Origin of the sequence: Flavobacterium sp. RSSB_23 (genome assembly GCF_051547145.1) — a bacterium.
Taxonomy (GTDB): Bacteria; Bacteroidota; Bacteroidia; order Flavobacteriales; family Flavobacteriaceae; genus Flavobacterium.
Window position 1 is genome coordinate 96858 of sequence record NZ_JBPTTO010000003.1, and the last position, 12984, is coordinate 109841.

At 34.7% G+C, this 12984-nt stretch carries 11 protein-coding genes; 2 read left to right on the plus strand and 9 right to left on the minus strand.

The features are described from left to right. Window positions 1-5 precede the first annotated feature (5 nt). Window positions 6-2267 carry a M1 family metallopeptidase gene (locus ACSVH9_RS07180; protein ID WP_438063119.1) on the plus strand — a complete coding sequence of 754 codons (2262 nt, stop codon included), beginning with the start codon at window positions 6-8 and terminating at the stop codon, window positions 2265-2267. A 74-nt stretch (window positions 2268-2341) separates the two neighbouring features. Here the strand turns inward: ACSVH9_RS07180 and ACSVH9_RS07185 are convergent, their stop codons facing one another. Next, a complete protein-coding gene (locus ACSVH9_RS07185) occupies window positions 2342-3382 on the minus strand; it encodes an agmatine deiminase family protein (RefSeq protein WP_438063120.1) in 1041 nt (346 codons plus the stop codon). Window positions 3383-3567: 185 nt separating this feature from the next. Here ACSVH9_RS07185 and ACSVH9_RS07190 point away from each other — a divergent pair, with 185 nt between their 5' ends. Further along, window positions 3568-5094, plus strand: coding sequence for a choice-of-anchor I family protein (locus ACSVH9_RS07190; protein ID WP_438063121.1), 1527 nt, complete (start codon window positions 3568-3570; stop codon window positions 5092-5094). 92 nt (window positions 5095-5186) lie between these two features. On the opposite strand, the gene ACSVH9_RS07195 is transcribed toward ACSVH9_RS07190, so the two are convergent. The 8 genes from ACSVH9_RS07195 to ACSVH9_RS07230 all read right to left on the minus strand — a co-directional run bounded on the left by ACSVH9_RS07195 (window position 5187) and on the right by ACSVH9_RS07230 (window position 12979). Next, entirely contained in the window at window positions 5187-6074 is an 888-nt protein-coding gene (locus ACSVH9_RS07195) for a carbon-nitrogen hydrolase (protein ID WP_024980785.1), read from the minus strand. Between the two features lie 109 nt (window positions 6075-6183). Continuing rightward, window positions 6184-6654 (minus strand): RES family NAD+ phosphorylase, encoded by a 471-nt coding sequence (locus tag ACSVH9_RS07200; RefSeq protein ID WP_438063122.1) that lies wholly within the window; start codon window positions 6652-6654, stop codon window positions 6184-6186. Window positions 6655-6656: 2 nt separating this feature from the next. Next, a complete protein-coding gene (gene parS / locus ACSVH9_RS07205; protein WP_438063123.1) occupies window positions 6657-7157 on the minus strand; it encodes a type II RES/Xre toxin-antitoxin system antitoxin in 501 nt (166 codons plus the stop codon). Between the two features lie 100 nt (window positions 7158-7257). Further along, window positions 7258-7626, minus strand: a complete 369-nt coding sequence (locus ACSVH9_RS07210) for a glyoxalase (RefSeq protein WP_438063124.1) — start codon at window positions 7624-7626, stop codon at window positions 7258-7260. Window positions 7627-7637: 11 nt separating this feature from the next. Then, entirely contained in the window at window positions 7638-8489 is an 852-nt protein-coding gene (locus ACSVH9_RS07215) for an HAEPLYID family protein (RefSeq protein WP_438063125.1), read from the minus strand. Between the two features lie 117 nt (window positions 8490-8606). Next, window positions 8607-9026 (minus strand): DUF1801 domain-containing protein, encoded by a 420-nt coding sequence (locus tag ACSVH9_RS07220; protein ID WP_438063126.1) that lies wholly within the window; start codon window positions 9024-9026, stop codon window positions 8607-8609. Window positions 9027-9119: 93 nt separating this feature from the next. Next, complete coding sequence (locus ACSVH9_RS07225; protein WP_438063127.1) at window positions 9120-9992, minus strand: DUF808 domain-containing protein; 873 nt, start codon at window positions 9990-9992, stop codon at window positions 9120-9122. 272 nt (window positions 9993-10264) lie between these two features. Beyond that, window positions 10265-12979: a S8 family serine peptidase gene (locus ACSVH9_RS07230; RefSeq protein WP_438063128.1), complete on the minus strand. Its 2715-nt coding sequence runs from the start codon at window positions 12977-12979 to the stop codon at window positions 10265-10267. Window positions 12980-12984: the final 5 nt, after the last annotated feature.

Sequence of the window (12984 nt, forward strand, 5' to 3'; positions counted from 1 at the left end):
ATATTATGAAGACAAAGTGGCTTTCTTGCTTGGGCATTTTTTTCGGAGTACTCTCCGTTTTTGGTCAGCAACCTGCTCCAGCTGAAACAAAAGAACTAGTTTCTAAGTACGATTATCACGATGCGTTTGCACCGCATTTTTATACCAAAAATGGAACTTCTACACGTTCAGCAAGTGGTGAACCTGGACCTGCTTACTGGCAAAACCGTGCGGATTATCAGTTAACGGCTAAATTAAATGACGCCACCAATGAAGTTATAGGTACAGATGAAATCACTTATACTAATAACAGCCCAGATAAATTAGGCTTTCTTTGGTTGAATTTAGAACAGAATTTGTTCAAACAAGATTCTAGAGGAACAGCTTTAGTTCCTTTGACAGGAAGTAGAAATGGTGGTCAAGGACAAATTTTTGACGCGGGTTTTAAAATTAAATCGGTTAAAGCTATCTCTGGAAAAGCCAAAACTGCAACCGATGTAAAATTTGTTATTACAGATACTCGTATGCAAGTTTTTCTTCCTGAAGCTATTGCTGCCAAAGGAGGAAGTGTGAAATTGAAAATCGAGTTTTCTTTTATTGCACCAAACGAAGGTTCTGACCGTATGGGAGTTTTGGAAACCAAAAATGGAAAAATCTTCACAATGGCACAATGGTATCCTCGTATGTGTGTTTACGATGATGTACGCGGATGGAATACGAATCCTTATTTAGGGGCTTCAGAATTTTACTTGGAGTACGGTAATTTTGATATTAAAATTACTGCGCCAGCCAATCATATGGTGGTGTGTTCTGGTGAGTTGTTGAATCCAGCTGAAGTGTATACTGCAGAGCAATTAAAGCAATATAAAGCAGCCTTGGTTAGCGATAAAACTGTTGTGATTCGTTCTGCGGATGAAGTAAATGCTACCGCAAAAAACAATACATCAGCTACTAAAACTTGGCATTATCAAATTAAAAACTCCCGCGATGTTTCTTGGGCTTCTTCTCCAGCGTTTATCCTAGATGGAGCGAGAATGAATTTGCCTAGCGGTAAAAAAGCATTGGCGTTATCTGCTTATCCTGTAGAATCTGCAGGCAACGAGGCTTGGGGACGTTCTACCGAATACGTAAAAGGTTCTATTGAAAATTATTCTAAGCGTTGGTTAGAATATCCTTATCCAGTAGCGACCAATGTTGCAGGAAATGAAGGTGGAATGGAATATCCAGGGATTGTTTTTTGTGGATGGGAATCCAAAGGAAAAGATTTATGGGGAGTGACAGACCACGAGTTTGGACACATTTGGTTTCCAATGATTGTTGGGTCTAACGAACGTTTATTCGCTTGGATGGACGAAGGTTTCAATACTTTTATCAATTCCTTAAGTGGTGTTGATTTTAACAAAGGAGAATACAAAGATGGACCATCAGATTTGCACCAAATTAGCGAAATGTTGACTAGCCCTAAACTAGAGACCATCATGAGTTCTCCTGATAATATGAAAGAGAAAAACATTGGGGTGTTGGCCTATTTTAAGCCAAGTTCTGGTTTAGTGATTTTAAGAGAGCAAGTTTTAGGACCAGAGCGTTTTGATACGGCTTTTAAAACGTATGTGGAAAGATGGGCTTTCAAACATCCTACTCCTGATGATTTTTTTAGAACAATGGAGAATGTTGCTGGCGAAGATTTGAGTTGGTTTTGGAGAGGTTGGTTCCAATACAACTGGCGTTTGGATCAAGGTGTAAACTCAGTAAAATATGTGAAAAATGACCCCAAAAAAGGAATCATTATCACTATTGAGAATTTTGAAAAAATGGCGATGCCGATAGTTGTTGATATTAAAACCAAAAGTGGCAAAGTTACTCGAGTGAAATTACCAGTTGAAATTTGGCAACGTAATAAGGATTGGTCATTTAAACACAATTCTACAGAAGAAATAGAAAGTGTAGTAATTGATCCAGATCATGTTTTTCCAGATTCAAATACTGCTAATAATACTTGGACAGCCGCTACAGGTAAATTAGAAAAAGATGTGATTCTTGATGATTATTTAGGGGTTTATGCTACAGCCAATGCTCCTTTGAAAATAACTTTGACAGAAAAGAACAGTGCTTTGAATGTTGGAATATCAGGATATCCTTCTTTTACAGCGACTCCGGTAACTGGTGAAGCAAATACGTTTGAAGCTCCTGCGGCTGGATTAAAATTCAAGTTCAATGATGCAAAAACAGGATTTGATATGGTGATTACAGGAAATGGACAAGTGATTCCTTTTACCAAAGAAAAATAATCAATTATCATTAAATGAAAACGACTGTTAGAAACCATCAAACAGTCGTTTTTTTATGTTCTTTAAAATTGTATTTACTCTGGAATTTGTTGACTCAAACAATGTAAAGTTCCAAATCCCCAAATAAAATCGATGGCGCTAATGCCAATGATTTCTCTATCTGGAAAACATTCTGAAAGAATATTCAACGCTACTCTGTCATTTGCATCATTGAAAGTAGGTACTAAAACACAGTTATTTAAAATCAAAAAATTAGCATAACTCGCTGGCAAACGCAATCCATCAAAATCAATGCGTTTCGGCATAGGTAAAGTAATAATTACAGGTGCTTGACCGTTTTCTAGTTTCGCATTTTGTAAACGTTTTAGGTTGTCTTGCAAAGGTTTGTAATTGCTGTCTTCTGGATTAGTCTCTATAATGGTGACAATAGTGTCCTCATTTACAAATCGGCATAAATCATCGATGTGTCCGTGTGTATCATCACCTTCGATACCATCACCTAGCCAAATGACATTGGTAATGCCTAAGTACTCTTTAAAAACGGCTTCATAATCTTCTTTGGTAAAGCCTTCGTTACGCACCTGAATCGTAGGATGCATTAAGCATTCTTCTGAAGTTAACAAGGTACCACGTCCGTTTACATCAATAGCACCACCTTCTACAATTACGGGTTTTCCTTTGTAGGTAACTTGAGTTAAGGGAAGTTGTAAATGTTCAGCAACTTTACTCGGTACGTGTTTGTCTAAATTGATGTTTTTGTATTTTGCCCAACCGTTAAAATTGAAATTCAAGGCTTCTCTTTGATTACCATTCTTCACAATGATTGGACCAGAATCACGCATCCAACTTCTATTGGTTTTATGAATGATGAAGGATATCTGCTCTAAATTTACTGTAGCCATTGTTAGCAATTCAGTGACTTTCTCTTGTTGTTTTTCATCGGCAACTAGCAAAAAAACAGTTTCGTAGGTGGCTACTTTTTTGATGAATTCTACGAAAGCCCATTGTACCGCTTCGTATTTTCCAGGCCAGTCTTTTCCGTTATGTGGAAAACATAATAGGATTCCTTGTTGTTTTTCCCATTCTGCGGGAAATCTTCTTGAGGTTGTAGTCATAAATAGATGCCAATTTTACTTCGGGCAAAGATAAACATTCCCAAGAATTAAAATAGAATTGAAGTTCATACATTTTATAAAGCTTGGTTTGCTGTGTTTGTTTTTTATGTTAAAGATTATATAATATTTAGGTAATGCTTGAGCCTTTAGGTCGCGCTATTTTTGAAAAAACTAAATTTAAAACAATGATTAAGAAAACTCTAGCAGTATTTGCAGCCTTATTTTTATTAGTGGGTTGTGAAAATGACAATGACGAAAATCCTAGCTCAGAATTGGGATATAATGAAAACCCAGCTTCGTTTAAAGAAATTGGTACTATAACAATTGGTGGAACTGGCGCTGCAGAAATTAGCGCTTATGATGAAACTACCAAAAGGCTTTTTACGGTAAACAACAGCTCAACCAACAAAATTGATGTAATTGATTTAACTGATCCTACAAAACCTGTTGTCCTAACAAGTATTGATATGGCTACCTACAATGGTGCTGCCAATAGCGTTGCGGTTTATGGAGGAAAACTAGCTGTAGCTTTAGAATCTAAATCAAATAAACAAGAGGCAGGAAAAGTGGTTGTTTTTAATACTTCGACTTATGCTTTGATTAAAGAAATTACGGTAGGAGCGTTACCAGATATGATTACTTTTTCGCCAGACGGTAAATATATTGTAACTGCTAATGAAGGAGAACCTAATGATACGTATTCATTGGATCCAGAAGGTTCTGTTTCGATTATTGATGTTGCTGCGAATTATGCTGTGACTACTTTAAATTTTGCTCAATTCAGCACACAATTATCTGATTTAAAAACCAAAGGATTTCGTACAGCAAGTGTTTCCAATAATTTTGCTAACGATATTGAACCAGAATATGTTACGATTTCTTCGGATTCAAAAACGGCTTGGGTTACTTTGCAAGAAAATAATGGAATCGCTAAAATTGATTTGGTAGGCAAAAAGAATGTACAACTTTTTCCATTAGGATATAAAGACTATTCTTTGGCAGATAATGCTATAGATGTAAGCGATAAAGATGGCGCTATTGCTTTTGCCACTTGGAAGGTGAAAGGGATGTTTCAACCAGATGCGATTGCCAATTTTGAGAGTAATTCCATTCCTTATTTGGTTACAGCCAATGAAGGGGACGCTCGTGAATACAGTGCTTTTGTAGATGTTAGAAGAATCAATCATTCTTCTGTAGTTTTGGACCCGACGGTTTTTCCAACGGCTGCTGCTATGAAAGCGGATGGTGTTTTGGGACGTTTGAATATCAATACAAAAATGGGAGATACTGATGGCGATGGCGATTTTGATGAATTGGTAAGTTTTGGTGCTCGTTCATTTTCGATTTGGAATGGCAATACCGGTGCTTTAGTTTTTGATAGTAAAAATGAATTGGATAAAAAAGCACACGAATTGGGACTTTATGATGACAATAGAAGTGATGATAAAGGAGTAGAACCTGAGGCGGTTTATGTAACCAAAATGGGAAATAAGCAAATTCTTTTTGTGGGTCTAGAAAGAGCCGATGCTTTGATGATTTATGATGTAACTTCTCCAACCGCTCCCAAGTTTTTACAAGCCATCAAAACGGGAGATGCACCTGAAGGACTTACTTTTATTCCAGCTGATAAAAGTCCGAACAAGAAAAGTATGGTTATCGTAAGTAGTGAAGGGGATGGAAGCGTTAAGATTTTCCAGCCTGAATTGAATTAACTCAAGGTTTTCAATAGAAAAGCGTCTGAGATTCTAAGTTTAAAATATTCTTAGAATTTCAGACGCTTAATTTTTTAGCGACTTTTTTGAAGTTAGTCTATTGCTCTTTTGGTAATGTCCCCAAAAGCATCGATTCGTCTGTCTCTGAAAAACGGCCAATTCTGACGTACGTTTTCTTGTAAATCCAAATCAACTTCAGCGATTAGTATTTCTTCTTTATCGTGTGAAGCTTGTGCTAAAATTTCGCCTTGTGGACCTGCAATAAATGACGAACCCCAGAATTCAATTCCAGCAGTTCCTTCGATGTATTGTTCCAAACCAATACGGTTGGCTGCGGCTACATACACACCATTGGCTACCGCGTGACCTTTCATTACATTCATCCAAGCGCCGTGTTGGTTTTCACCATATTGTTCTTTTTCTAAAGGATGCCATCCAATTGCGGTTGGGTAAAATAACACTTCAGCTCCTTGCAAAGCAGTAAGTCGTGCGCCTTCTGGATACCATTGATCCCAGCAAATTAAGGTTCCAATTTTTCCTTTTTGAGTTGGGAAAGCTTTGAAACCAATGTCGCCAGGCGTAAAGTAGAATTTTTCATAGAAATGTGGATCGTCTGGAATGTGCATTTTGCGATACAGTCCAGCTTCGGTTCCATCGGTATCAATGATGTAAGCACTGTTGTGGTAAATTCCCGCCATTCTCTTTTCGAAGAAAGGAACAATGATTACCACGCCTAATTCTTTGGCTAATGCCGAAAAAGCAATAAATGAAGTACTGTACAATGGTTCTGCCAAGGCAAAATTATCCACGTCTTCACTTTGACAAAAATAATGACTGCTATATAATTCTGGTAACGAAATAACCTCTGCACCTTGTTTTGCAGCTTCTCGAACCCAGTGTAAACATTTTTTTAAGTTGTTTTCAGCAACATCGTTGAGGTTTAATTGAATAACCGCTATTTTGTATTTTTTATTAGGCATAACTTAAAATTTAGAGTGCAAAAGTAGTTATTTTTTCTAAAGAGTTCTAATGAGGTAAAATGAAAGTTGTATTTGCACAGTATAAATAAGGGTTGATTGAAGATGCTATTTATTTTGTTTTTAAGCGATGGTCAAAGGCTAGTTTTTCAGTGCTTATAATTTTTATTTTTTTGATTTCTGGATGGTGTGGGTTAATTAAATAGTTATATTCTTGAGGAATGATACTACTAGGAACTCGTAATACTAATGCTTCCTTTTGTAACACAAAATCATCACCAATGTATTGCGTTTCTAATAAAGGTGGTTTTGAATCCCAACCTTCAGGAAGGCTTTCTAGGGGCAAATCAAATATTTCAATTTCATCGGGAATAAATAATTCAACATAAAAACGATCTGTCGGTAAATCACTTGTTAAGTCAAGATGTACGGCTATTTCTAAAGTAGCTAATGCTCTAGATTCAGCTGTATAAACTAAATTTGTATTGGCACTGTTCCATCTAAACCCCTCGCTTAAAGCCGCTCCAATGCCTTTTAAAGTGGTGGATAAGTATTTTTCTCTTTCGATTCTGAACACTCTCATAATTAGGCAAAGCTTCCGTGTTCTAGTCTATTCAAACAATTTTTGACTTCTTGAATACCAGTAGTTGAATCTAATAAACTTTCAGGTGTAAAACCCCCTAAAGCGTAGTTGGGTTTTTTTAGCCATCTTTGAAATTTATCTTCTTCATTATTAAATACTTCTATTCCAAAATCAACTAATTCGGTAAGTAATAAAACAATTTCGCTATCTCTACCATTGAGTAAGGATTTTTCTCTTCTTTTTTTGTTGTAGGTGGTTTGTGGTAAACCAAATAAGTACAAAACTTCCTTTATTGGAAGATTAATTCTCTTGCTGATTCCTTCAATTGATTCATATGGAATGCCTTTTCTGATGATATTTACTCGTTCTAGTTTTGAGGTCCATATATATTCATTTCCTTCAGAAAGGATGTGCCATTTTGGTTTTGTTATCTTATATTCTTTTGCTCGACTAATACTTTCTTGGGGATTAAAAGACTTCTTTTTTATGTTCTCATTTTCCATTTGAATTGTGTTTAGCGTTTTTTTAAAGATTTCAATAAAAAGCATATATACTACAAACATACAACATATTTGCTTTTTTAGTTCAAAAATAAATTAAAATTTACTTTAAAGTAAATGCTCCAAAATGCCAAAGAATACCAGAAGGATCGTGTAAAAAACATTCCTTTCCCCAGTCGAGATGGCGAATAGGGACTAATTTGGCAGTAGGATACTTTTTAGTCAGATGTAACGCTACTAATGATTCCCAAAATTCTTCAACATTTTCAACTTCCATAAAAACCATAGTATTGTCAATCCAGTCTTTTACATAAGCATCTTGTAGGTAGAAGCCAAAATTTTGGGTACTGAAATAACTCATATTGCTAGAAAGAATACTTTCATTAAAGCCTAGCTCTTTATAAAACTGTCTTGATTCCGCGAAGTTTTTGGATCCTATAAATGGGCGGATGGATTTGGTTTTGAATTGCATTTTTTTTGTTTTTAATGTATGCCTTTGGGTTCATAAATTAGTCGCAAGAAAGTACTAAAGCGTTCGTTTTCTTTGCTTATTGGGATTCCAGTTACAATTCCAATTAATAAATTATCAATTATTCCAACACGCATTTGAGGCCTTATGACCATATCGAAAGCGCCATTATGAATCTCTTTATTCAATTCTATTCCAATAAAGTTACTAGTACCAGGAATCATATAATGGAAATTAGTATTGATTTGCCACGTAGTTTCGATATGATTGTTTTCAAATTCGTGTTCTATCACGGGCCCAGTGTAAAGTAAAGTATGAAAATTGTTTCCCCATCGTTTTGCAGCAACAAAAAAAGGATTGTAAATGTTACCAATTATGGCTTTCGATTTTCCATAATCTGAAAAACCGGGTAGTTCGAATTCGTTTAAGTAGGCAATTGCTAGTGTGGTTTTGTTTTTTTCAGAAACATAAAACGAGTATTGTGTAGCTAGTTTTAATCCATCTATGGCATTTTTCGGAATGGTAGCGCCGCTGTTGTTTGGAGAATAAAAAGTGAATGGGACTTCAATTTCTAAACCTAAGCGATCAATGACTGCCCACTCGTATTCTACAAATCCATTGTATGAATCAAATGTATTGTTGTCTTTTAATTCAAATCCAACGTTCCATTCTTTTTCTCCTTTTCGGGCACCTAAATCTCTAATTAAATCAATATAAAGGGGCTCGGCGTGAAGTACTTTATCTGGATGTAGTTTGTTTTCTACTGCTTCAATGTATAAGCTGTCTTTTTCTTTTTTATTTTCATTTTGGCTGAAAACCATTGAAGGAAATAGAATGGATAGTAAAACAATAAAAAGCTTTTTCATTAGAATAAAATTATTTTCCTAGTTTAAAATTTATTGAGGTCGCTAAGTTTGGTTGGAGTTTGCTAATCATTATAATAATCTATTAATTTCCGTGAAATGCTCTTTCTAATTCTTGATTTATGACTCGAACCGAGTTTTTAAGTATTCGATATTGGCTTTCATAATTTTTTGCAATTGATCCAAATCGATATCACTGAGCTTATTTATATACAAACACGCTTTTCCTCTTTTGAATTTCCCTAAACTTGTTAAAAGTGATTCGTGCTCTTCGAGTCCAGTAAAAACATATAACGAAATCGCTGACTTTCTTGGAGAAAAACCCAATAGCGGTGCATTTCCTTCGTGTCCGCTTTCGTATTTGTAGTGATATTTGCCAAATCCAATGATTGATGCTCCCCACATTGTAGCTTCACATCCAGAAACTGCCTGCATAATTTCAACTAATTTTTGGCTGTCTTTTTTCTTTTGTTCTGAATCGGCAAATTTTTCAATAAAATCAGCTACATTTTGATCTGTTTCGGTAGTTTTTTGTGCCATCTTCTTTAAGATTAATATAAAAAATAAAGTTAGCTTTTATTTTGTAAATAAAACAAAAGCTAACTTGTAATTAATTGAAAATAGGGGTGTTGTTTAATTTTTACCCAAAATTTTCTTTATGATGGTTACGATAAGTAGTGTAATACCACCAAACACTAAGCCAAATAAAGGCTCTTTGATGAAACTAGGAACTTGTGGTAGCACGTGATGTAAATAGTCGATTTGGTGGGCAAAAATTCCACCAGCCACCATAATTAATGCGATAGTTCCGATTACGGCTAAACTTTTAATGACTTTAGGTAAAGCGTTAACCAAAAAGTTTCCAATTTTGGTTAAAAAACCATTTTCTTTACTGCTTAATTGCATTAGTTTGAATCCCATATCATCCATACGAACAATTAAAGCTACAATGCCGTATACACCGATAGTAGCAATAATGGCAACAATGGATACTACTGCAATTTGAGTTGTAATTGATTTCTCTAAAACGGTTCCTAAGGCAATGATTACAATCTCAACAGAGAGGATAAAATCTGTAACAATAGCTGCTTTTATTTTTCCTGTTTCTTGTGCAAGAATCTCTTCTTCGGTAAAAGATTGGGTTAATGAAATCTCAGCTTCGTGATGATGATGCGGAAAGAAATATTCATAAATTTTTTCGGCACCTTCATAAGCTAAATAAAGCCCTCCTAAAACTAAAATTACTTTAATGGCCAAAGGCGAAAAAGCACTAAGTACAAAGGCTACTGGAAGAATGATTAGTTTGTTTAAAAACGAACCTTTAGTAATGGCCCACAATACTGGTAGCTCACGTGAGGAAACAAATCCTGAAGCTTTTTCGGCATTGACAGCTAGGTCGTCTCCTAAAATTCCAGCTGTTTTTTTGGTAGCAATTTTACTCATTGCTGCCACATCATCCATTATTGCTGCAATATCATCTAAAAGTGCAAAAAATCCTGATCCCATATATAATCATTTAGTTTAGTGAAAGTTATAGCTAAAGAGCTAATTTATTTGTCGGTTTTTGTCATTTAATTCAGCTAAACTACTACATTTTTGATTGAATTTCCATTCGATTTTAGATAAAATTTACTTTTTTTTGAAGCGTTTTATTTTTTGTTTAGAAGTTATGGGAAAGTATAGAATTAATTATCTAGCTAGAAACTATAATCCAAGAAGAGCATTGATTTTCCGTTCTTATATATGGCAAATTTTGATTATGAATCAATTTTTTAAACCTAAAATACGGCAATTTTTCCAGTTTGTGCTTCACCTGAACTTGTTACTATTTTATAAACATAAACACCTACCGAATTGATTTTTAAATTAACAGTATTGGTTTTTGAAAGTAAAGGGCAAGTCATCGTATTTTGACCATTTAGGTTGTATAAATAAAACATTGAGTTGTCTTCTTTTTTGGCTTCTACGATTAGTTCTTGATTTTTGTTCAATAAAGTTGGATACACAAAAAAGAAATCATTTCCGAGATAGTTAGCGTCAAGAACAGAAGAACTTATGTTGTTGTTGGTTTGTAAAACGATATTGATTCTGTATTTATTATTTCCTTTGGTTGGCATTGAATCTATAAAAAAGAACTCTTTGGAGTTAATATTATCAATTGTTGCAAGGATATTTTCGGTGTTATTGACAACTTTTATAAGCTCAATTTTTTTAATGTTGTACAAACTGAAAAGACTTGCTTTTATTTTGATTTTATCTTCTTCAAAAATTTCGGCAAAAGAGAATTCAAAGTAACAATTTGAATTTGCTGGAAATTGTAAAGTGGCTTCACTTTTTATCCCTTCGTTATTGCCGAAAAGAGGAGTTACAGTAAACGTTTTTTCATTGCTAAAAGTATAGGAAGTATTGGTGGTTTGGGTTTTGAATTGCATTTTATCCCCAATTAATTCATAAAGGTTAAAAGCCACTACATTTTTAGGTTTTTCCCAAGTAATTTCGGTTGTACCATCACAAACCAAAGTGGTATTAATGTTTAAATCATAAGAAATAGTAAACGTTTCAGAGAGGTAATCGACGGATGCGATTCTCATTTTTAATTTTGCTTTACTAAATTTTTGCTCAGATGGAGTAAATGTAAATTGTTTATTATCCAGAGCGATAGTATTGTCAATGATTTCCCAAGTTTGTCCGTCGTCGTAACTAATAGATAATTGCCCAGTAGTTCCCGTAAATGAGGAAGTCCATTTGAAAGGAGATATCGTTCTTCCATCGTAGGGGAAATTATCGTTTTGCAAAGGATAATTCCACTCAAAATGGTTGTTTGCTTCATATTCATAAGCAATGCTATAATCTTGAGAAACTGAGGCAAGAGTTTTACTACTGATTTGAATGGTGTACGTTCCCGCAGTAGGATTTTCAACAACAATTTGTTCTATGTTGTTGATTTTATCTTTTCCTCTTGTTGCGGGTTGTTGTGGGGCTTCAGGGTTAAGTACCCAAGGTAAATAAGTTGTGTTGTTTGGAGCAATAAGTTCTAAATCAAGGTCATTTATCAGACTAATGTTGCTGTTGATTGCTGCAGGTAAATCGTTCCAAACTATCGTTACTTTGAGGCTTTTGGTGTTAGTAGGAACTGTTAAAGTATGTGAATTGGTTTGATTTGAAGTCGAAGTTCCGTTAAGTATTCTATTATCACTAATAGTTTTTAAGGCTTTATAAGCGTCAACATTTCCGTAACCATAATTAAAGTCAGGGCCAATATTTCCTACATCTTTGGCACTATTTATTAAAATAGCCTTAGTTTGTGCATTGGTCAAAGCGACATTGTTTACAGATTGATAATGTTGCTTCATAAGCGTTATTACGCCAGTTACTAGTGCTGTAGCGTTAGATGTGCCTTGCGTACTATAGGCTACTACTTCAGGTTTTACTCGCCCGTCGTATGCTGGACCTTTGGAAGAAAAGGACAAGATTGTTTCATTTTGGTCTATACAACCTATGACAATACTATTTTTAGATTGTTTAAAATTTCCAGTAATAGATTTATAACCTTCGATTCCTTTGTTTCCTGATGAAAAGCAATGAGTCAAATTGGGGTTGAGAAAGAGTTGCTCATCATACGCATTGGCCAAGGAACCATAAAAGTTTTCAATGAAGGTACCATATGAATGATTCTGTGTGGTCGAGCCTTTAAAAGTATTGATATCATCAGGAAATATTTTTAAGTAATCAGAGGATTGTATTTTTGACTTTGGAGCAACTCCTTTTCCTAAAACTGAGCTGTTCCCTATACCAGAAACTATTGTTGCCATTGCGCTTGCGTGACTTGATACAGTTGCGGACTGCGTAGTTGAAGGAATATGTTTGTTCAATAAATCAATATCAGCCAAATCGAAGAAATCATCTTTGATAGATACAATTTGGTTGTCACCAGTTATCAGTGGGAAGTAGGTATTAGCTTTGGTAACATTGTTGATAGTGAAATTTTGATCTACTATTTTACTTTCTACTTTAGGTTGAAATGATTCTTGATTTACAGATACAACACTATTGAAAGTTATAATTTGCATTATTTTATCAGTATTGCTTCTTATGCTTACTAATTTATTGTTTATCAACTCTATTGGTACAAGAGAAATAGATTTCAAATCGGTCAATAATGATTGCATATCATCAGTAGCAATAATATATTGTTCCTCTTGATGGTGCCTAGAAAACTCAGCAGGTAATTTCCAAAGATTATTTGTTGGGAGCGTTTCCTTAGATAATCTATCGGTGGCTGAATCTTTGTTTTCGATGATGCAAAAACTATCGTCTAGTTTTTTTACGACTTTGTATTTATGATGGTAGGCATTTTGTAGCGTTGTTAAATAATAATTTTCACTTCTTTTTTCATTGTTTTTTTCTAAGTACTGCTTCCATTTATCGAAATTTTGAGAAAAGCATAGAGTTGTAATTAAAAAGAGTAGTAGGTAGGTGATTCGTGTTTTCATAAATG

Excerpts from the sequence above, each read along its gene's own strand:
- ACSVH9_RS07195 (WP_024980785.1), bottom strand. The coding sequence starts at position 6,074 with ATGCCTAATAAAAAATACAAAATAGCGGTTATTCAATTAAACCTCAAC.
- ACSVH9_RS07185 (WP_438063120.1), bottom strand. The coding sequence starts at position 3,382 with ATGACTACAACCTCAAGAAGATTTCCCGCAGAATGGGAAAAACAACAA.
- ACSVH9_RS07215 (WP_438063125.1), bottom strand. The coding sequence starts at position 8,489 with ATGAAAAAGCTTTTTATTGTTTTACTATCCATTCTATTTCCTTCAATG.
- ACSVH9_RS07210 (WP_438063124.1), bottom strand. The coding sequence starts at position 7,626 with ATGCAATTCAAAACCAAATCCATCCGCCCATTTATAGGATCCAAAAAC.
- ACSVH9_RS07225 (WP_438063127.1), bottom strand. The coding sequence starts at position 9,992 with ATGGGATCAGGATTTTTTGCACTTTTAGATGATATTGCAGCAATAATG.
- ACSVH9_RS07230 (WP_438063128.1), bottom strand. The coding sequence starts at position 12,979 with ATGAAAACACGAATCACCTACCTACTACTCTTTTTAATTACAACTCTA.
- ACSVH9_RS07200 (WP_438063122.1), bottom strand. The coding sequence starts at position 6,654 with ATGAGAGTGTTCAGAATCGAAAGAGAAAAATACTTATCCACCACTTTA.
- ACSVH9_RS07190 (WP_438063121.1), top strand. The coding sequence starts at position 3,568 with ATGATTAAGAAAACTCTAGCAGTATTTGCAGCCTTATTTTTATTAGTG.
- ACSVH9_RS07220 (WP_438063126.1), bottom strand. The coding sequence starts at position 9,026 with ATGGCACAAAAAACTACCGAAACAGATCAAAATGTAGCTGATTTTATT.
- parS (WP_438063123.1), bottom strand. The coding sequence starts at position 7,157 with ATGGAAAATGAGAACATAAAAAAGAAGTCTTTTAATCCCCAAGAAAGT.
- ACSVH9_RS07180 (WP_438063119.1), top strand. The coding sequence starts at position 6 with ATGAAGACAAAGTGGCTTTCTTGCTTGGGCATTTTTTTCGGAGTACTC.